22 protein-coding genes and 1 tRNA gene are annotated in these 20667 nt (G+C 65.7%); 14 read left to right on the forward strand and 9 right to left on the reverse strand.

Translation table 11 applies throughout. The features are described 5' to 3' along the window. The 3 genes from FJ424_RS22635 to FJ424_RS22645 all read right to left on the reverse strand — a co-directional run bounded on the left by FJ424_RS22635 (position 1) and on the right by FJ424_RS22645 (position 2043). Positions 1-915, reverse strand: coding sequence for a sigma-70 family RNA polymerase sigma factor (locus FJ424_RS22635; protein WP_348640136.1), 915 nt, complete (start codon positions 913-915; stop codon positions 1-3). Positions 916-923: 8 nt separating this feature from the next. Next, the gene (locus tag FJ424_RS34125; RefSeq protein ID WP_140659293.1) at positions 924-1238 is read right to left on the reverse strand and encodes an antibiotic biosynthesis monooxygenase; all 315 of its coding nucleotides are present in this window, start codon (positions 1236-1238) and stop codon (positions 924-926) included. Between the two features lie 130 nt (positions 1239-1368). Then, a complete protein-coding gene (locus FJ424_RS22645) occupies positions 1369-2043 on the reverse strand; it encodes an isochorismatase family cysteine hydrolase (RefSeq protein ID WP_140659292.1) in 675 nt (224 codons plus the stop codon). 404 nt (positions 2044-2447) lie between these two features. On the opposite strand from FJ424_RS22645, the gene exbB reads away from it, so the two are divergent. The 12 genes from exbB to FJ424_RS22705 all read left to right on the forward strand — a co-directional run bounded on the left by exbB (position 2448) and on the right by FJ424_RS22705 (position 15119). Further along, on the forward strand, positions 2448-3416 hold the full coding sequence (exbB, locus tag FJ424_RS22650; RefSeq protein WP_140659308.1) for a tonB-system energizer ExbB: 969 nt from the start codon (positions 2448-2450) through the stop codon (positions 3414-3416). A gap of 5 nt (positions 3417-3421) precedes the next feature. Further along, positions 3422-3925 carry a TonB system transport protein ExbD gene (exbD, locus tag FJ424_RS22655; protein ID WP_140659291.1) on the forward strand — a complete coding sequence of 168 codons (504 nt, stop codon included), beginning with the start codon at positions 3422-3424 and terminating at the stop codon, positions 3923-3925. Further along, complete coding sequence (locus FJ424_RS22660) at positions 3922-4911, forward strand: energy transducer TonB (protein ID WP_140659290.1); 990 nt, start codon at positions 3922-3924, stop codon at positions 4909-4911. The genes exbD and FJ424_RS22660 overlap by 4 nt, the downstream gene beginning before the upstream one ends. 152 nt (positions 4912-5063) lie before the next feature. Further along, positions 5064-6158, forward strand: a complete 1095-nt coding sequence (locus tag FJ424_RS22665) for a transporter substrate-binding protein (RefSeq protein WP_140659289.1) — start codon at positions 5064-5066, stop codon at positions 6156-6158. Continuing rightward, the gene (locus FJ424_RS22670; RefSeq protein WP_140659288.1) at positions 6155-6757 is read left to right on the forward strand and encodes an ANTAR domain-containing protein; all 603 of its coding nucleotides are present in this window, start codon (positions 6155-6157) and stop codon (positions 6755-6757) included. The genes FJ424_RS22665 and FJ424_RS22670 overlap by 4 nt, the downstream gene beginning before the upstream one ends. Beyond that, complete coding sequence (locus FJ424_RS22675) at positions 6735-7640, forward strand: ABC transporter permease (RefSeq protein WP_140659287.1); 906 nt, start codon at positions 6735-6737, stop codon at positions 7638-7640. The genes FJ424_RS22670 and FJ424_RS22675 overlap by 23 nt, the downstream gene beginning before the upstream one ends. A gap of 13 nt (positions 7641-7653) precedes the next feature. Beyond that, positions 7654-8574 (forward strand): ABC transporter permease, encoded by a 921-nt coding sequence (locus FJ424_RS22680; RefSeq protein WP_140659286.1) that lies wholly within the window; start codon positions 7654-7656, stop codon positions 8572-8574. A gap of 34 nt (positions 8575-8608) precedes the next feature. Beyond that, entirely contained in the window at positions 8609-10252 is a 1644-nt protein-coding gene (locus FJ424_RS22685) for an ABC transporter substrate-binding protein (RefSeq protein WP_140659285.1), read from the forward strand. Then, positions 10242-11186 (forward strand): acetamidase/formamidase family protein, encoded by a 945-nt coding sequence (locus FJ424_RS22690; RefSeq protein WP_140659284.1) that lies wholly within the window; start codon positions 10242-10244, stop codon positions 11184-11186. The genes FJ424_RS22685 and FJ424_RS22690 overlap by 11 nt, the downstream gene beginning before the upstream one ends. Then, a complete protein-coding gene (locus FJ424_RS22695) occupies positions 11183-13003 on the forward strand; it encodes an ABC transporter ATP-binding protein (protein ID WP_140659283.1) in 1821 nt (606 codons plus the stop codon). Before FJ424_RS22690 ends, FJ424_RS22695 begins: the two co-directional genes overlap by 4 nt. A 130-nt stretch (positions 13004-13133) precedes the next feature. After that, positions 13134-14528, forward strand: a complete 1395-nt coding sequence (locus FJ424_RS22700) for a multicopper oxidase family protein (RefSeq protein ID WP_140659282.1) — start codon at positions 13134-13136, stop codon at positions 14526-14528. A 96-nt stretch (positions 14529-14624) separates the two neighbouring features. Beyond that, a complete protein-coding gene (locus FJ424_RS22705) occupies positions 14625-15119 on the forward strand; it encodes a hypothetical protein (protein ID WP_140659281.1) in 495 nt (164 codons plus the stop codon). 445 nt (positions 15120-15564) lie between these two features. Here the strand turns inward: FJ424_RS22705 and FJ424_RS33680 are convergent, their stop codons facing one another. From FJ424_RS33680 to FJ424_RS22715, 3 genes are all read right to left on the reverse strand, one after another. Continuing rightward, complete coding sequence (locus FJ424_RS33680) at positions 15565-15741, reverse strand: hypothetical protein (RefSeq protein WP_181175593.1); 177 nt, start codon at positions 15739-15741, stop codon at positions 15565-15567. Positions 15742-15975: 234 nt separating this feature from the next. Next, positions 15976-16419, reverse strand: coding sequence for a hypothetical protein (locus tag FJ424_RS22710; RefSeq protein WP_128257963.1), 444 nt, complete (start codon positions 16417-16419; stop codon positions 15976-15978). 176 nt (positions 16420-16595) lie between these two features. Continuing rightward, positions 16596-16671: transfer RNA gene (locus FJ424_RS22715), tRNA-Ala, on the reverse strand. A 166-nt stretch (positions 16672-16837) separates the two neighbouring features. Between FJ424_RS22715 and FJ424_RS22720 the strand changes: the two genes are divergently transcribed. Further along, the gene (locus tag FJ424_RS22720) at positions 16838-17137 is read left to right on the forward strand and encodes a YggT family protein (RefSeq protein WP_140659280.1); all 300 of its coding nucleotides are present in this window, start codon (positions 16838-16840) and stop codon (positions 17135-17137) included. Beyond that, positions 17137-17448, forward strand: a complete 312-nt coding sequence (locus tag FJ424_RS22725; protein WP_140659279.1) for a DUF167 family protein — start codon at positions 17137-17139, stop codon at positions 17446-17448. The genes FJ424_RS22720 and FJ424_RS22725 overlap by 1 nt, the downstream gene beginning before the upstream one ends. A 430-nt stretch (positions 17449-17878) precedes the next feature. Here the strand turns inward: FJ424_RS22725 and FJ424_RS22730 are convergent, their stop codons facing one another. Genes FJ424_RS22730 through FJ424_RS22740 form a run of 3 tightly spaced genes read right to left on the reverse strand, consistent with a single transcriptional unit; the run spans position 17879 to position 20610 of the window. Continuing rightward, entirely contained in the window at positions 17879-18760 is an 882-nt protein-coding gene (locus FJ424_RS22730) for a MurR/RpiR family transcriptional regulator (RefSeq protein ID WP_140659278.1), read from the reverse strand. Between the two features lie 9 nt (positions 18761-18769). Then, positions 18770-19837: a sn-glycerol-3-phosphate ABC transporter ATP-binding protein UgpC gene (gene ugpC, locus FJ424_RS22735; protein WP_140659277.1), complete on the reverse strand. Its 1068-nt coding sequence runs from the start codon at positions 19835-19837 to the stop codon at positions 18770-18772. A 2-nt stretch (positions 19838-19839) separates the two neighbouring features. Then, positions 19840-20610 (reverse strand): SDR family oxidoreductase, encoded by a 771-nt coding sequence (locus FJ424_RS22740; protein ID WP_140659276.1) that lies wholly within the window; start codon positions 20608-20610, stop codon positions 19840-19842. Positions 20611-20667 lie beyond the last annotated feature (57 nt).

Raw genomic sequence — 20667 nt, forward strand, 5'->3', positions numbered from 1 at the left:
CTACGGCTGGGATGAGTAATCCAGGCCGTCCATGACGTAATCCGCGAACAGGAAATCGCGGATGCCGGCGATCCGGCCGTTCTCCCAATCGATGAGAATGAAGTAGCGCGGCGGCCCGCCCGGACGCTCCGGACTGGTGACCAGGATGGCGGGCCGGCCTTCGACAAGTCCGGCCGTGAAATGCCAATGCGTTTCGTCGGCATAGCGGCCGAAATAGTTGCCGACATATTCCTTGCCGTCGGCGCGCAGGCGGTTGACCAGCTCCAGCTTCACGTCCTCGGCCAGCAGGCCGCGCAAGGCATCGAAGTCCCTGGCGTTGAAGGCGGCCACATAGTCACCGAGACGGCGCATGTCCTGCCGGTCGAGCGCCGGGCGGGGCGACGCCATGCGCGGCGCGGCCGCCAGCTTGCGCAGGCTCTCGCGGCCCCGCTGCAGCGCGCCCTTGATCGCCGTGTCGGAGGTTTCGAGGATTTCGCCGATCTCCTCCAGGCTGTGTCCCAGCACATCCTTCAGCACGACCGTGCATCTTTGCGCCGGCGGCAGTTGCATCAGCTCGGCCAGGCTCGCCTCGGCGGCCATGCGCGCATCCAGCGCCGAATTCTCGTCGGCGATCATGTCGAGCTCGACCTCGCTTTCGCGCCCTCGCAAGCGGGTCCGCTTGCGCAGGAAATCGAGCGCCGCGTTGTGCGCGATGCGAAACAGCCAGGGTTCGGTCTTGTCGGGCATGTCGCCATTCCTGATCGCCACGAAGCCTTTGGCCAAAGCCTCCTGGACGATGTCTTCGCCATCGATGACGGATCCGACCATGCGCGAAGCGTAGCGGTGCAGCTTGGCCCTCAGGCCGGCGGCCTCGCGCTCGAAGGCGCGAAGCCTGGTTTCGGTCGCCGCAACGGACTGATCCTGCAAACCGGTCACGCGTCCTCCTAGTCTTCGATCCCGCCCGTATGGGAATAGATCGTGTGACCCATCATGCTCTCGCCGGCGGCCAGCTCGACGATGCTCTTCATGTAATCGGCGAAGCGGGGATCGCCGCGGAAGGCGGCGATGTCCTGCGCCGAACGCCATTGCGAGATATTGGCGACCTTGCTGCCGTCGTCGCCGACGACCACCGACGACGACAGCGAGCCCGGCTGCTTGCTGAAGAAGGCCCTCGTGCCCTCGGCAAGCGTCTTGGCGAGTTCCTGCTGCTTGCCCGGCTTGGCGGTGAAGACGTTGATCAGGGTCACTGTGGTCGACATGGCTTGGCTCCGTTTGTCCTGATGGCGGAGGCCGTCGCGGCTCCCGCACCTGTTACGACCCTCAAGACGAAGCCGGAATCGAAAACGGAACGGTGCGGGTGAAAAAAATTTCGATGGAACCACGAAATCCTCAGCGCATTGCGCCCGCTAGCTGCCGCAGCGCGGCAATGACGGCCTCCGAGTCCGCCAGGGTGCCGAAAATCCCGTCTTCGACCGTCACCATATGCAGCGCTGCTTCGTGCGCATACTGGTCGCCGCTGGCGCAGGCGTCCGCAATCGTCAGGCACTGGAAGTTGCGGTCGCAGGCCTCGCGCAATGTGGTGTGCACGCAGACATCCGTCGTGCAGCCGGTGAACAGGAGATGTGTGATGCCGCGCGCCCGCAAAACAAGCTCCAGATCCGTGTAGGTGAAGGCGCTGTTGCAGGTCTTGTCGATGATGATGTCCTGCGGCGCCACGTCGATGTCGGCGGAGATCTGGAAGCCCGGGCCGGAACGCAGCAGGACGTCGGTGCCGTCGAGGCCAGCCCGCTTGCGGCGCCATTTTTCGAAAGGCGTCATGTCGGCCATGTCGGCGCGATAGCCCTGCCTGGTGTGGATGATGGTTAGGCCGGCGGTTCGAGCGGCCTCGATCAGCCGGTTGACCGCCGGCAGGATGGCTCTCAGCGGCGATGGATCGTAGCCCTTCCTGGCGAAGTAGCCGTTCGGCGACAGGAAATCCTCCTGCAGGTCGACCACCAGCAGCGCCGTATGCTGCGGCACCAGCCTGCCGTCATAGGGGAAGTCGAAGGGTACCGCCTTGATCATCGGCCGCCTGCCTTGGTTGTTGTGCGCGCATCGTGCCCAGCAACTGCCATGCCGTCCAGACCTTGCAGCGTGCCGAACCGATATTGGGGAACGCGTTGCATTGTTGATAACTGCAGTCACCTTTATAGTTGACTTGCAAAGTCATGTTTCATAGTCAACCAGCATTGGCCGCCTGGCACCTGCCTTGGATGGCGGCCGCTCCATTGGAGGCGGATGTTGGCCGGAGCTGGACAGCCTTTCATGTCGACGCCGTGCGCTTCGCCGTCGGCGGACGCACGCTGCTCGGTCCGGTCTTGCTCGATCTGCACCGTTCGCGCGTCTACGGCCTTGTCGGCCACAACGGCTCGGGCAAGTCCACCCGTCCACCCGATCGGATATGTGCAATGATGAAGCGAGGACGAGCCTTGTCCCGAAACGGTCTTTTCGCGGCGCTGGCCGCGTCCCTCATTCTTTCGGCCGGCCTCGCCAAGGCACAGGAACAGCCGGCAGCGCAGCAACCGGCGCCCACCGTGCAGGCTCCCCTCGAGCAGGCTCCGGCAGCACAAGCACCCGTCGCTCCCGCCCCGCAAATGCCGGCGGCGCAGGCGCCCGTCGCCACGCCGGTGGAACCGGGCATCCAACCGGCCCCGAACAACGCCACAGGCGAAGAGCGCTCCATCTCGCTGGCACTGCCGCATGACCTTTCGCCCTGGGGCATGTTCATGAATGCCGACATCATCGTGAAGGCGGTGATGGTGGGGCTGGCCTTCGCTTCCCTCGTCACCTGGACGATCTGGCTCGCCAAGTCGCTGGAGGTCTTAGGCGGCAAGCTGAGAGCCCGCCGCGCCGCCGATGCGATCGGCAACGCCGCGACGCTGATGCAGGCCGGCCGGGAACTTGGCCACAGCGGCGGGCCGGCCGCGCTTCTGGTGCGGGCGGCGGAAGAAGAAAGAGCGCTTTCGGCCGGCGCGCTCGACCATGCCTCCGGTGACGGCCTGAAGGAGCGCGTCGCCTCCCGGCTTTCACGCATCGAGGCGGCGGCGGCCCGGCGCATGTCGCGCGGCACCGGCCTGCTCGCCACCATCGGCTCGACGGCGCCCTTCGTGGGCCTGTTCGGCACCGTCTGGGGCATCATGAACGCCTTCATCGGCATCTCGCAGGCGCAGACCACCAATCTGGCGGTCGTGGCGCCCGGCATCGCCGAGGCGCTGCTTGCGACCGCCATGGGTCTTGTCGCGGCCATTCCGGCGGTCGTCATCTACAACCTCTTCGCGCGCTCGATAGCCGGCTACAGGCAGATCCTTGCCGACGCCTCAGCCAGCGTCGAGCGGCTGGTCAGCCGCGACCTCGATTTCCGCACTATGCCGCCGGCAACGGCCATGGCTGCGGAGTAACGGCGATGGCGGCGCGGATTCGCGAGACTGCCGGCGACGATCTCGAGGAAAGCCACGACATCAATGTCACGCCGTTCATCGACGTCATCCTGGTGCTGTTGATCATCTTCATGGTGGCGGCGCCGCTGGCGACCGTGGACGTCAATGTCGACCTGCCCGGATCGACGGCAACGCCGGCGCCGCGACCCGAGACACCGCTGTTCTTGACTTTGAAAACCGATCTCACGCTGGCGATCGGCAATGACGGCGTGCCCCGTCCGGCCTTTGCCGGCGTGCTCGACAGCCGCACCAAGGGCGACAAGCAGACACGCATCTTCCTGCGCGCCGACAAGACGGTCGGTTATGGCGACCTGATGGAAGTCATGAACCTGCTGCGCCGCGCCGGCTATCTCAAGGTCGCGCTGGTCGGCCTCGAAACAGCTGGCGATGCCGGCGGGCGGGCCGTGCCCGAAATGCCCGCGGCCGGCGCGAACCTCGTCCCGGCGCCGGGCGGAAACTCGGCGCCATGACGGTCGCCGCCCTTTCCCGCATTTCCCAGCCGCGCTTCGGCGCGCGTGAGGCCGGCCTGTGGACGAGTGCCGCCGCGATCATTCTGGCCGCGCATGTGGCGGTCGCCTATGCGTTGCAGACCTTGAGTTTCGCCGAGATGCAGGATGGCGGTCCGCCGCCGGCGCTGGCGGTCGAGATGGCACCGCTGGCGATCGCGCCCGCCGTGCCGGAAGAGGCGGCGATGCTGGACATGGTGACACCGGAGCCGCCCGATGCGGCGGACGCGGAAAAGCCTGTCGAGGTAAAACCGGCGACCGACCCGGCGCCGGCAGTGGAACAGGCCGAGCCCGTGACCGAACAGCCATCCGATGCCGACGACACGCAAGAAGCCGAGCAGGCCGCGCGGGCGGAACAGGCCATTGCCGCGCTGAGCGAGCAGAAGCCGCTGGACGAGGCCGTGCCGGATCCTGTCGAGGCGATCGCCCCGGACGTCGTCATTCCGCTGCCGCAACCAAAACCGGTGGAAGCGGCGGTGAAGGTGCAAAAGCCGGCAGAACCCAGGAAGAAGGCCGAGAAGAAACCGGTCGGAAAACCGAAAGAACGAGTCAGGAAGGAAAGGGCGCCTCCACCCAGGGCGACGACCACCGCCAGCATCGACGCCAAGGCGGCGGCGAAGGCGGCAGCACCCCGGTCCTCGGATGCGGCGCCGCGCTCCAGCGTCAGCCCGTCGCGCTGGAATTCCACCCTGGCTGCATGGATCAGGCGGCACACCCGCTATCCGAGCGCGGCGCGCTCCAGGCGGGCCGAGGGCACGCCGAGCGTGACCTTCACGGTCGACACCTCCGGCAGGGTGGTCTCGGCCCGACTGGCGCGATCCTCGGGCGACGGCGATCTCGACCGCGCGGCGCTCGCGTCCTTGCAGGGCGCCTCTGTGCCGGCCCCGCCGGCCGAACTCGGCGCGCGCGTCACCCGCACCGTGCCCTTCGTCTTCAGCCTGCGGGACTAGATGGCCTTCAACTTTCAGGCTTGACTGACGGACGGTAGGGAATAGGGTAGCTCGACGAAAATACCGGCTTTGGTCGCCGGGCGGCAAGAATGCCTCGTATGCCTCGCCCATCCGGCGCTGGCTGCGAGGCTTTTTCATTTTTGGGGCCTTGCTTGAAACGACGTATCGAGATCGGCATCCTCTATTCCCGGTCAGGCAGCTATCAGCTCGTCTCCGACGCCTGCCGGCTGGGGGCGATGCGCGCGATCGCCGACATCAACGCCGATCGCGCGCAAAGCATCGAGCTCGTCCCGGTCGAGCGCGATCCGCAAAGCAACGCCGACCGCTACGCGACGCTCTGCGAAGACATCTTCCGCACCAGCAGCGCCCGCCATGTCGTCGGCTGCATCACCTCCTGGAGCCGCAAGGAGACCATTCCCGTGCTGGAGAAGGCGGGCGGCATGCTCTGGTATGCCTGCCCGTATGAAGGCTTCGAGGCCAACGAGCATGTAGTCTACATGCATGCCTGCCCGAACCAGCATCTGGTGCCGCTGATGGCTCATGTCGCGCCGCGTTTCGGCGCCAACGGCTTCCTGCTCGGCTCGAACTACATATGGGGCTGGGAGATGAACCGCGTCGCGCGCGACCTGATCGCCGACGCCGGCGGCAAGGTGCTCGGCGAACGCTATCTGCGCATCGGCGAGACCGGCGTTTCGCGCCTGATCGACGAAATCCGCGTCACGCGGCCGAATTTCATCCTCAACAACCTGATCGGCACCTCGTCCTATGCTTTCCTCGCCGCCTATCGCGACCTGGGACGAGAGGATGCGGCCTTCAAGCCTGGCGCCTGCCCGGTGATTTCGTGCAATCTCACCGAGGGCGAGCTGCCGGCAATCGGCGAAACGGGCAAGGGCCATCTGTCGGCCGGGCCTTATTTCGCGCCGCGCCCGGCCGCCTTCGCCTCGTCCTTCGAAGCCTCCGCCTATGCCTCGGTGCAGGTGATGGCGGACGTGCTTGCCGGCAACCCGGACGCCGGCCCGGCGGAATTCTCGAAAGCCTTCGCCGAGCGCCGCTTCGCGACCCGCCTCGGGCCGATCGCCATTGATCCGCACACCCAGCATGCGACCCTGCCGGTGATCATCGGGCGTATTGCCGACGGCTTCTTCGAGGTGGTGAGCCGCGAGGAAGAGGTGGCGCCCGACCCCTATCTTTCGCGCTACGATCCGGCCAAAGTCTTCGGCCGTCCGCGGCTCAGGGTGGTGTCGTGAGCCGCGCCGCGCGCATCCCCAATCTCGGCGGCGCCAAGGCCTTCGTGCTGCATCGTCCGCACACCACGGTGCAGGCGATCACCAGGCAGTTGTCGGCGATCGGCCTCGCGGCGGTCGAGTGCTGGCCGCATCTGCCGGCGGAGGCGCTGGCAGCGGATTTCGTGTTCTTCGACGCCGACCTCGGCTTCGACGAGCAGTTCCCGTGGAAGCCCGGCGAGGCGCCGATGCCGCTGGTGGCGCTGATCGGCTCGGAGGCGCCGGGCCGTATCGAATGGGCGCTGTCGCACAAGGCCGATGCGCAATTGCTGAAACCGGTCGGGACCGCCGGCGTCTACAGCGCGCTGCTGATCGCCCGGCAGAGTTTCGAGGCGCGCAGGCAGCTTGCCGGCGAGATCGCGTCGCTGCGCCAGCGGGTCGGCGAGCGCCAGACCATCGTGCGCGCGGTCGCGGCTTTGTCGAAAGGCAGCGACGACGACCGCGCCTACGCGCAGCTCAGATCGCTGGCGATGAACTGGCAGATCAGCGTCGAGGAAGCGGCCCGGCGCATCGTGGCGATGACCGAAGCGGAGGGCGGCGATGACCAATCCCATCGCGCCTGACCTTTCGACGGGCCGGATGCCGGCAAAGCCGCGCGCTGGCGTCTGGCGCCGGCTGGTCAGGCGGCCGCTGGCGCTGGTCGGGCTGTTCATTATCGCCATCGTGCTCGCCGGCGCCATCCTCGCCCCATGGCTGACCGGCTACGATCCCAACGAGCAGATGTTCGACGGCCTGACGCTCGAAGGCTCGCCGCTGCCGCCGAACGCCAAGTTCTGGCTGGGCACCGACCTGCTCGGCCGCGACCTGTTGACCCGCATCCTGTTCGGCGCGCGCACCTCGCTGATCATCGGCATCGTCGCCAACGGCGTGGCGCTTCTGATCGGCACGCTGGTCGGCGTCACGGCGGGCTATTTCCGGGGCTGGATCGGCAGCGCGCTGATGCGCTTCACCGACCTGATGATGGCCTTTCCCGCGCTGCTTTTAGCCATCTGCCTGGCGGCGGTGTTCGAGCCGAGCCTGTGGATCGTCGCCATGGTGATCGCGCTGGTCAACTGGGTGCAGACCGCGCGCGTCATCTACACCGAAACCTCGTCGCTCTCCGAGCGCGAGTTCATCGATGCCGAGCGCACGATAGGGGCGAGCGCACCGCGTATTCTCATCCGCCACATCCTGCCGCATCTCCTGCCGACCATCATCGTCTGGGGCACGCTCGGCATCTCGACCACGGTGCTGCTCGAAGCCACGCTCAGCTATCTCGGCATCGGCGTGCAGCCGCCGACGGCGTCGTGGGGCAACATCATCTTCGAGAACCAGACCTATTTCCAGGCAGCGCCCTGGCTGGTGTTCTTCCCCGGCGCAGCGATCCTGGCGCTGGCGCTGGCCTTCAACCTGATCGGCGACGCGCTGCGCGACATCCTCGACCCGACGCAAAGAGGGCGGGAATAATGGGGGGCCGATTATGATTGCCTATCTCGGCCGCCGGCTCATCCAGTCGCTGCTCATACTCCTCGGCGTCTCGCTGATCACCTTCGCGCTGCTCTATCTTTTGCCGGCCGATCCGGTGCGCCAGATCGCCGGGCGCAGCGCCACCCCCGAAACGGTGGAGAACATCCGCCGCCAGCTCGGCCTCGACCAGCCCTTCATCGTCCAGTACTGGCACTATCTCACGAGGCTCGTCAGTGGCGATCTCGGCCGCTCCTACATCCAGCGCTCGGAAGTCACCGAACTCATCGTCTCGCGGCTGCCGGCCAGCCTGCTGCTGATGGTCGGCGCCATCCTGTGCGAGCTGGCGATCGGCCTCACCATGGGGCTGATCGCCGCCGTCAGGCGCGGCACCGCCACCGACCAGACCTTGATGGTCGCCTCCTTCGTCGGCGTCTCGGCGCCGCAATTCGTCGTCGGTCTGCTCCTGCTCTACGTCTTCGCCGTCAGGCTCGGCTGGTTCCCGATCGGCGGCTACGGCAGCTGGCGCCACCTCGTGCTGCCGTCGCTGACCATGGGCATACTCGGCGCCGGCTGGTACGCGCGCATGATGCGCTCGTCGATGATCGACGTGCTGCGCCAGGACTATATGCGAACCGCCCGCGCCAAGGGCCTAGCGCGCGGCGCCATCCTGTTCCGTCACGCGCTGCCCAACGCCATCCTGCCGGTCGTCGCCATGATCGGCATCGACGTCGGCATCTTCATGGGCGGCATCGTGGTGGTCGAAAGCGTGTTCGGCTGGCCCGGCATCGGCCAGTTGGCCTGGCAGGCCATCCAGCGTGTCGACATCCCGATCATCATGGGCGTCACCCTGGTCTCGGCCTTCGCCATCGTGCTCGGCAACCTTCTCGCCGACATCATCGCCCCCTTCATCGACCCCCGGATTAAACTCAGATGAAAATGAAAACCGAACAGAGAAAGGGAACATAAAAATGAAAAAGTTTCTCGCATCCACCGTCGCGGCATCGGCGCTTGTGCTGATGCTCGGCATGGCAAGCGCGCGCGCCGAGGACGCGGTCGACCCGAACATCAAGCAGGGCGGCGCCATCACCATCACCTACAAGGACGATGTCGCGACCCTCGACCCGGCGATCGGCTATGACTGGCAGAACTGGTCGATGATCAAGAGCCTGTTCGACGGGCTGATGGACTATGAGCCCGGCACGACCAAGCTCAAGCCCGATCTCGCCGAAAGCTACGAGATCTCGCCCGACGGCAAGACCTTCACCTTCAAGCTGCGCCATGGCGTGAAGTTCCACAACGGCCGCGAGATGACCGCCGACGACGTCAAATATTCGCTCGACCGCGTCACCAACCCGAAGACGCAGAGCCCGGGCGCCGGCTTTTTCGGCTCGATCAACGGCTATGACGATGTCGCCGCCGGCAAGGCGGAAGGCCTCTCCGGCGTCACCGTGGTCGACCCCTACACGATCAAGTTCGAGCTGACCCGGCCGGACGCCACCTTCCTGCATGTCATGGCGATCAACTTCTCGCATGTCGTGCCGAAGGAGGAGGTCGAGAAGTACGGCGCCGATTTCGGCAAGCATCCGGTCGGCACCGGCGCCTTCAAGCTCGCCGAATGGACGCTCGGCCAGCGCATCGTCTTCGAGCGCAATCCCGATTATTGGCACAAGGGCCTGCCGCATCTCGACAAGATCACCTTCGAGATCGGCCAGGAGCCGATCGTGGCGCTGCTGCGCCTGCAGAAGGGCGAGATCGACGTCCCCGGCGACGGCATTCCGCCGGCCAAGTTCCAGGAGGTGATGAACGATCCTGAGCAGAAGGCCCGCGTCGTGGTGGGCGGACAGCTGCACACCGGCTACGTCACCATGAACACCACCATGGCGCCCTTCGACAATGTCAAGGTGCGCCAGGCTGTCAACATGGCGATCAACAAGGGCCGCATCGTCCAGATGATCAACAATCGCGCGGTGCCGGCCAACCAGCCGCTGCCGCCCTCGATGCCCGGCTACGACAAGGCGTTCAAGGGTTATGCCTATGACGTCGCCAAGGCCAAGGCCCTGCTCGCCGAGGCCGGCCATCCCGACGGCTTCGAGACGCAGCTCTTCGCCATGAACACCGATCCCAATCCGCGCATCGCCCAGGCGATCCAGCAGGATCTGGCGGCCATCGGTATCAAGGCCAGCATCCAGTCGCTGGCCCAGGCCAATGTGATCGCCGCCGGCGGCGACAAGGCCGGCGCGCCGATGATCTGGTCGGGCGGCATGGCCTGGATCGCCGACTTCCCGGATCCCTCCAATTTCTACGGCCCGATCCTCGGTTGCGCCGGCGCGGTGCCCGGCGGCTGGAACTGGTCGTGGTATTGCAACAAGGATCTCGACGCCAAGGCGGCCGAGGCCGATTCCGTCGTCGACCCGGCCAAGTCCGAGGAACGCGAGAAGATGTGGAGCGCGATCTATGACAAGATCATGGAGGACGCGCCCTGGGCGCCGGTCTTCAACGAGCAGCGCTTCACGCTGAAATCAGCCCGCATGGGCGGCGCCGACAATCTCTATGTCGACCCGGTCCATATCCCGATCAACTACGACAATGTGTATGTGAAAGATGTGCAGTAACTGCGACTACACCATCCACGGGCGCCATCACCATTTCGGCTGGGACAATTCCTTCGCCCCGGCCGAACGGGTGGCGCCCGGTTCAACGATCGAGTTCCAGTGCCTAGATGCGGCGGGTGGCCAGCTCCAGGCCGACAGCACGGTCGCCGACGTGGCCCGGCTCGACTTCTCCAAGGTCAACCCGGTGACCGGGCCGATCTTCGTCGAGGGTGCCGAGCCCGGCGATGCGCTGAAGGTGACGATCGAGATGTTCAAACCGTCCGGCTTCGGCTGGACGGCGAACATCCCGGGCTTCGGCCTGCTCGCCGACGACTTCAAGGAACCGGCGCTCAACATCTGGAAATACGACGCCGGCTCGCTCGAGCCGGCGTTGTTCGGAAAGAACGCCCGCGTGCCGCTGAAACCGTTCGCCGGCACCATCGGCAACGCGTTGGCCGAGATGGGCCTGCATTCGGTGGTGCCGCCACGGCGTGTCGGCGGCAATCTCGACATCCGCGACCTTGCCGCGGGCACCGCGCTCTATCTGCCGGTGGAAGTGCCGGGCGCGCTGTTCTCGATCGGCGACACCCATGCCGCGCAAGGCGACGGCGAGGTATGCGGCACGGCGATCGAGAGTCCGATGGACGTCGTGCTGAAGCTCGACCTGGTGAAGGACGCGCGGCTGAAGACGCCGCGTTTCACCACGCCCGGCCCGGTGACGCGGCATCTCGACGCCAAGGGCTACGAGGTGACGACGGGCATCGGACCGGATCTGATGGCCGGGGCCAAGGAGGCAGTCAGCCAGATGGTCGACCTGCTGTCCGCCCGTTACAAGCTCGACCCGGTCGATGCCTACATGCTGGTCTCGGTCTGCGGCGATCTCAGGATCAGCGAGATCGTCGACATGCCGAACTGGGTGGTGTCGTTCTACTTCCCGCGCTGCGTCTTCGAATGAGCGCAGTCGTGGTCGACGAACACGCTGACGCCGCCGCAAAGGCGGCCGCGGGGCCGGTGCTCGAAATCACCGACCTCTGCGTCGGCGTGCGCGGCGAGGACGGCGAGCGCGAAGTCGTGTCCGGCCTGTCGCTGTCGCTCAGACGCGGCGAGACGCTGTGCATCGCCGGCGAGTCCGGTTCCGGCAAGTCGATGACGGCGCTGGCGATCATGCAGCTCCTACCGCAACCGGCCGGCCGCATCGCCGCGGGCACGATCCGGCTCTTCGACAAGGATCGCGGCGCCGTCGAGCTGACCGCCCTCGACGAGCGCCGCATGCGCGACATTCGGGGCGATCGCATCGCCATGATCTTCCAGGAGCCGATGACCTCGCTCAATCCGGTGCTGTCGATCGGCCGGCAACTCACCGAATCGATCGAAGCGCATACCGGCCTTTCCCACGCCGAGGCGCAACGGCGCGCGGTCGAGGCGCTGAAGGCGGTTCGAATTTCCGAAGCCGAAAGCCGGCTGAAGCAGTTTCCGCACGAATTGTCGGGCGGCATGCGCCAGCGGGTGATGATCGCCATGGCGCTGGCGCTGGAGCCCGACGTGCTCATCGCCGACGAGCCGACGACGGCGCTCGACGTCACGGTCCAGGGCGAGGTGCTGGAGCTGCTGCGCGACCTGCAGCGCCAGCACGGCACCAGCGTGATCCTCATCACCCACGACATGGGCGTCGTCGCTGAAATGGCCGATAGGGTCATCGTCATGCGCAACGGCCGCATGGTCGAGGAAGGCGCCACCGCCGACATTTTCGCCAGGCCGCGGGCCGCCTATACGCAAGAATTGCTGGCCGCCGTTCCGCGCATCGGCTCGGGCGCTGGTCGGCGCGCCACGGGAGGGGCAGCCGGCGCAACCGGTCAGGACAAGGTGGCGGTGGTGAACGACCTCCATGTCCGCTTCGACCTGCGCGGCGGCTTCTTCGGTCGCGTCAACCGGCGGGTCCACGCCGTCGAGGGCGTCAGCTTCTCGATCGCGCCCAACGAGACGCTGGCGCTGGTCGGCGAATCCGGCTGCGGCAAGTCCACCACCGCCAAGGCGCTGGCCGGCCTCGTGCCCTATACGGGCGGCGTGACGATCGGCGGCCGCGAGCTCTCCGGGCTTGGCGGCGACGCGCGCAAGGCGGTGCGCCGCGACGTGCAGATGGTGTTCCAGGATCCTTACGCTTCGCTCGATCCGCGCATGCGCGTCGGCGATCTGGTGGCCGAGCCGCTTCTGATCCACGGCATCGGCTCACGGCAGGAACGCCAGAGCCAAGTGGCTGCCCTGTTCGAGCGGGTCGGCCTGTCGGCAGCACAGATGGAGCTCTATCCGCATGAATTCTCTGGGGGCCAGCGCCAGCGCATCTGCATCGCCCGGGCGCTGGCGCTAAGGCCGAAGCTGATCATCGCCGACGAGAGCGTGTCGGCTCTCGATGTCTCGGTGCAGGCGCGCGTGCTCGATCTTTTGAAGGAGCTGCAACGCGAATTCGGCGTCGCCTATCTCTTCATCTCGCATGACATGGCGGTGGTCGAGAACATCTCGGACCGCGTCGCCGTCATGTATCTCGGCCAGATCGTCGAGATCGGCAGTCGCGACCAGGTCTTTTCCAACCCGCGCCATCCCTACACGCGGCGGCTTATCGAGGCGGTGCCGGTTCCCGATCCGTCACGACGCCGGACACGCTTTCCCCGTCTCGACCGCGAAATTCCAAGCGCGACCCGGCGGATCGGCGAAACCGTGCCGAAACTTGTGCTCAAGGATTTCGGCGGCGGGCATCTCGCCGCCGTCGGAGATTGATCGGAGCCACGCAGCTGGCCGCATTCCGGCCTGGGACCGATCTTGCTTGCGGGCGGCGATCTGTCCGTTTCGGGATGTGCCCGAATGATGATAAGGCCTGAGACCGCCACTCATCTGTTTCGGGATTCCAATGTCGGTCCTCACACGCCGCAAACTCCTGCAGGGCGCCGGGGCCGCCGGCGCGGCCGGTATCGGCCTCTCGGCCGCCGGCAAGTTTGCCGGCTGGGCGGCGCCGAAGCCCGAGCCGCTGGTCCTGAAGACCGCGAGCATCGAGGCGCAACTGATGGACGGCGCGCCGACGAAGAATGTGCTGACCTACGGCGAAGCCGGCATGCCCCCGGTCGTCAGGATGAGGAAGGGCGAGCCTTTCTCAGCGCGGCTGATCAACGGCATCGACGATCCGACGACCATCCACTGGCATGGCATCCGCGTTCCCAACAAGATGGATGGCGTGCCGTTCCTGGTGCAGCCCTATGTCTATCAGGGCGACCGTTTCGACTACGCGTTTTCGCCGCCCGACGCCGGCACGTTCTGGTACCACCCGCATTGCAACACGCTGATCCAGATGGGTCACGGCCTGACCGGCGTGATCGTGGTCGAGAACCCGAACGACCCGGTCTTCGATGTCGAGATGGTCGTCAACCTGCGCGATTGGCGGCTTGGCGACGACGGCCAGTTCATCGCGCCGTTCAGGCCGCGCGACGCGGCCAAGGCCGGCACCTTCGGCACGGTGCGCACCGCCAACTGGCTCGACCAGCCGCAATTCGATGCGCCGGCCGGCGGGCTGGTGCGGCTTAGGGCGGCCATCACCGACGTCACCCGCATCTATGCCTTCCGCGTCGACGGCGCCGAGGCGACGGTCATAGCGCTCGATGGCAACCCGGTGCCGCAACGGTTTACGCCGGATGCCCTGCAACTGGAACCCGGCCAGCGGCTCGAGCTTGCCATCCGCATGCCCGACGAGGAGGGCGCGATCGTCAGCCTGCGCGACGTCCGGGGCACCAAGCCGAAAATCCTGGCGACGCTGCGTTCGGTCGGCGAATCGCTCAAGCACGATCTGCGCGATCTCGGCCCGCTCGAAGCCAATCCGGTGGCGGAGGTAGACCTTGCCGGCGCCAAGCGCATTCCGCTGGCGCTCAGCGCGACGGCCGAGAACGTTGCGGCCGACAGCATTTGCGGCTCGCTCGGCTACAGTTTCTGGGCGATCAACAAGGTGCCGTGGCCGGGCGACACGCCAGACCCCACCGCGCCGCTCGCCGATCTGAAGCTCGGCCAGAGCTATGTCATCGACATGGAAAACCTCACCCCGCACGCGCACCCGATCCATTTGCATGGGATGAGTTTCAAGGTGCTGTCGTCCTCGACCAGAGCCGTCCAGCCGCTGGTCTCCGACACCTATCTCATCCAGCCCGACGAGAAGGTGCAGCTCGGCTTCGTCGCCGACAATCCCGGCGACTGGCTGCTGCATTGCCACATCATCGAGCACCAGAAGACCGGCATGACGAGCTATCTGCGGGTAACCTGAAGCCGTCTCGTTTTTGCGAGGCGGGTTGACCCCGCCGCTCGATTGCCTAGGTAGCCAACTGGGCAGGCCGGGCAACACGCAACTTCGACCGACGGCATGACATCTTCGCGCATTCGAAAACTTGCCCTTCTTGCGGCAGGCCTCCCCCTTCTGTCGTCCTGTGTCATCCCTGACGATACGTCGCGGCTCGCGAAGGAGGACGTCACCGCTGCCGCGGCCCGCAGGGAAATGGTCGGCCTCAGCGAGGCCGACATACGCATGTGCGCCGGCTTTCCGAGCGCAACGGCGGATGTGGGTTCGTCCGGTCAGATCTGGACCTACCAGCGCACCGTGCAACGCGGCAATCTCAGCATTGCGGTGCCGACCTTGACCGCAGGCCCGATTCCTGCTGTCGGCGGATCGGTCAATGTTGCTCCCGGCGGCTATTGCAACACGCAGATACGCATGCTCGACGGCCACGTCGCCGAGGTCGCCTATGCCGGCGACAACAACTTGCCGAACAGCCGCGATGCACTCTGTGTCAGCACGGTGGACGCCTGCGTGGCCTATGCGCGCCAACGCCATTACAAGGCGCCGGCAGCATCACGATAGGCGGGCTAAGCGATACACCGTTGCGAGCGGATATTCTCGGACATCGGATGCGGGCATTGCTGTCCCGATTGCTGACAGCTCTTTCCGTCAGGCCGAGATGCCCGATCTGCCTGCGCATCGAAGCCGCGTCCTTTAGAAGGCCCTGCCCGGCGCTGAAACGACGACCGTTACTTCGATCGTCTGTCGCGCCGCGAGGAACGCCTTTCGATGTCCGTGACGGGCCTTTCCGCGCCGGCTTCAGCCTGCGCCCGAGGCGCATCCATGAGGTTTCGGACCTTGGCGTTGTTATGCGCGTGGACAACCGCGCGGGTGAAATGAAGCAGGATTCCAAGCACTGACATTGGCATTTCCTCCATTAAGATGGCTGACATGTCGCTGTCTTAGGGCGTGGCGGGCCGGGATCGGAAAAGCCCCCGTCGCGTTCGAAACGAAGGGCCAGGGCTGCTCAGCGCGTGCCGGCGAACACGATCCGCGCGAGCCGCGCCTTTTCGCGCGTGCCCTGCGCGGCCTCCCAGCCGATGTCCTTCTGCAGCTCGGGCGACAGGCTGTTCATGAGGCTTCTGGTTTTGGTGTCGTTATGCTGGCGCATGATGGAGCGGCCGAGATTTCCAAGCATGGACATTTCGCATTCCCCTGTTCCGTTGAGACGGCGTCGCGCCATCGGATGCGGGATGAATGCGCCCGGTCCGTTTCGCGGCAATGGCGCGCGAAATGGCCGATCGTTTCCAAACTCACGGGTTTGGAAACATGCGTATGCGAATGATCTTGGCCGGTGACATATGTGTGGAAAGGGGGCCGGACCTCTGCGTTCGGCGGATCCGACCCATCCAGGATTAACGGACGGAGCTCCTGCCTCCTACCTCTTCAGCGCGATGCTGATGCCGCTGAGATCGGCGTTGACCTGCAGGCCGACCTGCCGGCCGGTAAGCTCGAGCTGGGCGCCCTTGTCATTGGTCATGACGATCACCTGGGCGCCTCTGCCGAGCGCGCCGCCGCCGCCGGCTGCGCCGTAGACGCCCGTCACATCGCTGGCGCGTCGGATGTGGCGCACCCTGCCCTGGAAATAGGTCTTGGACGCGCCGAACGCGAGGCCGCCCGAGACGCCGCCGATCGAGATCGGATAGCGCTTGCCATGGAAGGTCAGCGTGCCTTCGCCGCCGGAGCCGCCGATGAAGAAGGCCGCCTTGTAGACGGAAAAGCGGATCGTGCCGCTGTCGGCATGCGCGGCGCTGGCAATGCTGACGCCCGCGGCGGCGATTGCCGCGACCGCGACGGAACGGAACCTGGACGAAATCTGCATGGTGGAAACTCCTCGAGCATCGCCGCTTACCCAGCCGGCGGGGGCATATCAGCTTCAAAAGTATAGCTGAACCGTCTTGCCCCACCATTGGTTCCAGGCACGCGCCCGAAATCCGGCGGTCACAAAATGCTGAGCGAGGAAGGCGGAAGCGATGAGAAGCACTTGCTTGTGCTGGCTGGTGGAGCTGAGGGGGATCGAACCCCTGACCTCATCATTGCGAACGATGCGCTCTCCCAGCTGAGCTACAGCCCCGTTCCAGCGGATGGGCTTGTATCGGTCGCGGCCGTTTGATGTCAAGGCGAAACGATGGCCTGACGCCATGCGCCGGGACCTGCGGGTCTTGCCCGCTCGCCAAGCCCGCGGGCCTTGCTCGCAGGCCAAGCAATGGCTACATGTCGGCGACAATTTGGAGACCGGCATGATCGCCCTTATTCAGACCATCGTCATGGCGCTTGATATCTACTGGTGGATCATCATCGCCTCGGCGATCTTTTCCTGGCTCTATGCCTTCAATGTCGTCAACTCGCGCAACCAGTTCGTCGGCACCATCGGCAACATGCTCTACCGGCTGACCGATCCGGCCTTGCGCCCGATCCGCCGCTTCATGCCCGATCTCGGCGGCATCGACATTTCGCCGATCATCCTGCTTCTGATCCTTTTCTTCATCCGGCAGTTTCTCGTCACCACCGTCTGGTCCTGGGTCGTGACCGGCGGCTGATGAGCCCGTCGTTCCGGCTGCGCGAGAACGGCATCGACCTTTATGTGCGGCTGACGCCGAAGGCGGCACTCGACCGGATCGACGGCGTCGAGACCACCGCCGATGGCCGCAGTCACCTTAAAGCCCGCGTGCGCGCCGTGCCGGAGAACGGCGCCGCCAATCAAGCGCTGGAACGGATGATGGCCAAGGCGCTGGGTGTACCAGTGTCGGGCGTTTCGGTGGTTGCCGGCGGCACATCGCGACTGAAGACGCTGCGGGTCGTGGGTGATGGGGCCGAGCTGGCGAAAAGCGTCGAGGCTCTGATCGGATAATCTAAATTTGAGATGCAGGCGGGACGGCGCCCCCTCTGTCCTGCCGGACAGAGGCTACAGCATGCACACATTTCCAGGCGGCTGGCCTTTGGCGATAGCGCGCATGGCAGCTTGCCGCTTGCGTTATCCTATGCTGCGCTGGTCGACCCCCACTCCGTCTCGGCTTCGCCGAGCCACCTCTCCCCCGATCGACGGGGTAGAGGAAGGCGCCAAGCTTTTTGCCGTCAATGCTCGTCCAGCAACGCTCCCTTCCTTTCCCTCCGGAGGGGGGAAAGGTGGCGCTGCGAAGCAGCGACGGATTGGGGGAACCACCTGGCAATCAAGCCTCCGCCTGATCAGTCGCGCCAGTCACAGAAGATGTGCATAGAGTAGCGGCCAGAGGAGGGCGCGAGGGATCGCCAGCGCTGACGGCGCAAGCCACTGCAACCGCTCAGTCGCCCAGCGGCAGCCTCGGATCATCCACCTTCAGCGTGTTCACGCTCTGCTTGATGCGGCGCAAATTCTCCAGCACTTTCGGGCCGCGTGATTCCGCCACCGTGGTGGCGATCATGTCGAGGATGGCCAAAAGCGCGTAGCGCGACGAGGTCGGCTTGTAGATGTTGCCGTCCTCGACCGACTGCAAAAGAATCACCGTGTCGGCGGCTTTTGCCAGCGCGGAGTCCGGCGCTGTGATGGCGACGGTGGCGGCGCCATATTGCTGCGCCACCTCGACCGCCTCGATCACCGAGCGCGCATAGCCCGACACCGAGAAGGCGACCAGCGTCGTCTCGGGCGTCGCCACCGCGGCATACATGCGCTGCAACTGGCCGTCGATCTGGGCGAGCGCCGACAGGCCGAGTCGGAACAGCCGGTTCTGCATCTCGGTCGCCATCATCGAGGAAATGCCGCCCGAGCCGATGCACAGCACGTTGCCGGAAGCGGCGATGCGGGCGGCGACATCCATCAGCGTCGTCATGTCGAGGTTTTCGCTGGCGCGCTGGATGGCGGCGATCGCCGCTTCGGTTATCGCCGAGGCGATGCGCTGCTCACGCGCGTCGCGGCTGAGCGGCTCCGGCGACAGATACTGGCCGCCGATGGCGATCGCCTGCGCCAGGTAGAACTTGAAATCGCGCAGGCCCTCGCAACCGAGATTGCGGCAGAAGCGGGTGACGGTCGGCTCGCTGACCCCGACGCGCGCGGCGATCTCCGAGATCGCGGCCTTGGAGGCGAAATCGAGGTCGGAAAGCACCAGCCCGGCTAGCCGGCGATCCGACTTGGTGCCGTCCTGCGACATCAATTGCAGGCGGGTGATGATGTCGGCCGGGGTCTTCATGTCATCATCTCAGAGCGGCAGGCCCGTCGCCTTGTCGAAGAGGTGGATGTTGCGCGGGTCGACGCTCACCGGCAGCCGGTCGCCCGGCTTTACCTGCAGCCGGTCGCGGAACACCGCGCGCACCGTGTCGTCGCCGACCGAGCCATAGACATGGGTTTCCGACCCGGTCGGCTCGACGACATCGACCTTGATGGCGATGGCATCGTCGCCGGCGCCAACCACGAAATGCTCGGGCCTGATGCCGGCCTCGACCGTGTCGCCGCCTGACGTGGCCTTGCCCGAGAGCGCCAGTCGGCCGCCGCTCGTCGTTTCAAACCAGGACTTGGCTCCGACCGTCTTCAGCGCGCCGGAGACGAAACTCATCGAGGGCGAGCCGATGAAGCCGGCGACGAATTTGTTGGCCGGCCGGTCGTAGAGCTCCAGCGGCTGGCCGACCTGCTGGATGCGGCCGCGATCCATCACCACGATGCGGTCGGCCATGGTCATCGCCTCGATCTGGTCGTGGGTGACGTAGACGATGGTCGATTTCAGCCGCTGGTGCAGCGCCTTGATCTCGGTGCGCATCTGCACGCGCAATTGCGCGTCGAGATTGGAAAGCGGCTCGTCGAAGAGGAAGACCGAAGGCTCGCGCACGATGGCGCGGCCCATGGCGACTCGCTGGCGCTGGCCGCCCGACAATTGCCTTGGATAGCGGTCGAGATAGGAGAAGAGGTTGAGCACGCCCGACGCCTTCTTGACCTTGTCGTCGATCGCGGCGCGGTTCTCGCCGCGGATTTTCGGGCCGAAGCCGATATTTTCCGCAGCCTTCAAATGCGGGAACAGCGCGTAGGACTGGAACACCATGGCGATGTTGCGCTTCTGCGGCGGCAGCTCGTTGGCGCGCGTGCCGCCGATGACGAGATCGCCGGAGGTGATCGCCTCCAGCCCTGCCAGCATGCGCAGCAGGGTGGACTTGCCGCAGCCGGACGGGCCGACCAGCACGACGAACTCGCCGGTCCGGATGTCGAGGTTGATGTCCTCGAGGATTTTGTGCTGGCCGAAGGATTTCGACAGGTTGCGGAACTGGACGTCGGTCATGGTCACGCTCCCAATATGTCGTCGATGAAAGGCAGGTAGCCGGCCGTCAGTCCGGCGTCCACGGGCACCACGGCACCTGTTATGCCGGAAGCGCGCTCGGAGGCAAGGAAAGCGACGGCCTCCGCCACTTCCCGTGCGTTGACGATGCGGCCGAGTGGATAGAGCCGCTGCAGCCGGCCGAGGATCTCGGGATCCTTGGCCAGGCGATGGTCCCAGGCGGCGGTGCGGATCGACCCCGGGCACACGACATTGGCCCGCAACCCGGCACGGCCGAGCTCGACGGCGACCGATTTGGCATAGGCGTTGATGCCGGCCTTGGCCGCGGCATAGGCCGGATTGCCGAAATGCGCGATGGCGTTGACCGAGGAAATGAAGACGACGCTGCCAGAACCGCGCCCGGCCATCGCCTTGATCAGCGGATCGGCGAAAGTCATCACGCCGGTCAAATTGAGGTCGAGCTCCTGCTCGATTTTGTCCGCCGTCAGCGCCTTCAAGGTCTCGGCGCGCGTCCAGCCGGCATTGTTGATCAGGATGTCGGGGACGCCGTCCTTGTCGAGCAGCGCGGGGACCGCCGCTTCGATCGAGGCCCGGTCGAGCAGGTTGAAGACATGGCGCGACGCGATATGCGGGCTGGCCAGCGCTTCCGTCGACTGGTCGCAGCCGACGATTCGCGCGCCGCGCTCCGCCATGAGCTCAACGATCGCCGAACCGAGGCCGCCGCCGGCGCCGGTGACGACAATTGTCTTGCCTTCGAACTCGGCTTTCGAACCCAATTTGCCCGCTCCTCCACCCTCATTTTAAGCCGGCAGGCTAACCAAGCAAATGTAATT

Origin of the sequence: Mesorhizobium sp. B3-1-8, assembly GCF_006439495.1 — a bacterium.
Classification (GTDB): domain Bacteria; phylum Pseudomonadota; class Alphaproteobacteria; order Rhizobiales; family Rhizobiaceae; genus Mesorhizobium.

Bases quoted from the DNA above. Each gene is read 5' to 3' on its own strand.
- FJ424_RS22680 (WP_140659286.1), top strand. From the start codon at position 7,654: ATGATTGCCTATCTCGGCCGCCGGCTCATCCAGTCGCTGCTCATACTC.
- FJ424_RS22730 (WP_140659278.1), bottom strand. From the start codon at position 18,760: ATGAAGACCCCGGCCGACATCATCACCCGCCTGCAATTGATGTCGCAG.
- exbD (WP_140659291.1), top strand. From the start codon at position 3,422: ATGGCGGCGCGGATTCGCGAGACTGCCGGCGACGATCTCGAGGAAAGC.
- FJ424_RS22705 (WP_140659281.1), top strand. From the start codon at position 14,625: ATGACATCTTCGCGCATTCGAAAACTTGCCCTTCTTGCGGCAGGCCTC.
- FJ424_RS22645 (WP_140659292.1), bottom strand. From the start codon at position 2,043: ATGATCAAGGCGGTACCCTTCGACTTCCCCTATGACGGCAGGCTGGTG.
- FJ424_RS22700 (WP_140659282.1), top strand. From the start codon at position 13,134: ATGTCGGTCCTCACACGCCGCAAACTCCTGCAGGGCGCCGGGGCCGCC.
- FJ424_RS22690 (WP_140659284.1), top strand. From the start codon at position 10,242: ATGTGCAGTAACTGCGACTACACCATCCACGGGCGCCATCACCATTTC.
- FJ424_RS34125 (WP_140659293.1), bottom strand. From the start codon at position 1,238: ATGTCGACCACAGTGACCCTGATCAACGTCTTCACCGCCAAGCCGGGC.
- ugpC (WP_140659277.1), bottom strand. From the start codon at position 19,837: ATGACCGACGTCCAGTTCCGCAACCTGTCGAAATCCTTCGGCCAGCAC.
- FJ424_RS22675 (WP_140659287.1), top strand. From the start codon at position 6,735: ATGACCAATCCCATCGCGCCTGACCTTTCGACGGGCCGGATGCCGGCA.
- FJ424_RS22660 (WP_140659290.1), top strand. From the start codon at position 3,922: ATGACGGTCGCCGCCCTTTCCCGCATTTCCCAGCCGCGCTTCGGCGCG.
- FJ424_RS22720 (WP_140659280.1), top strand. From the start codon at position 16,838: ATGATCGCCCTTATTCAGACCATCGTCATGGCGCTTGATATCTACTGG.
- FJ424_RS22710 (WP_128257963.1), bottom strand. From the start codon at position 16,419: ATGCAGATTTCGTCCAGGTTCCGTTCCGTCGCGGTCGCGGCAATCGCC.
- FJ424_RS22725 (WP_140659279.1), top strand. From the start codon at position 17,137: ATGAGCCCGTCGTTCCGGCTGCGCGAGAACGGCATCGACCTTTATGTG.
- FJ424_RS22685 (WP_140659285.1), top strand. From the start codon at position 8,609: ATGAAAAAGTTTCTCGCATCCACCGTCGCGGCATCGGCGCTTGTGCTG.
- FJ424_RS33680 (WP_181175593.1), bottom strand. From the start codon at position 15,741: ATGTCCATGCTTGGAAATCTCGGCCGCTCCATCATGCGCCAGCATAAC.
- FJ424_RS22695 (WP_140659283.1), top strand. From the start codon at position 11,183: ATGAGCGCAGTCGTGGTCGACGAACACGCTGACGCCGCCGCAAAGGCG.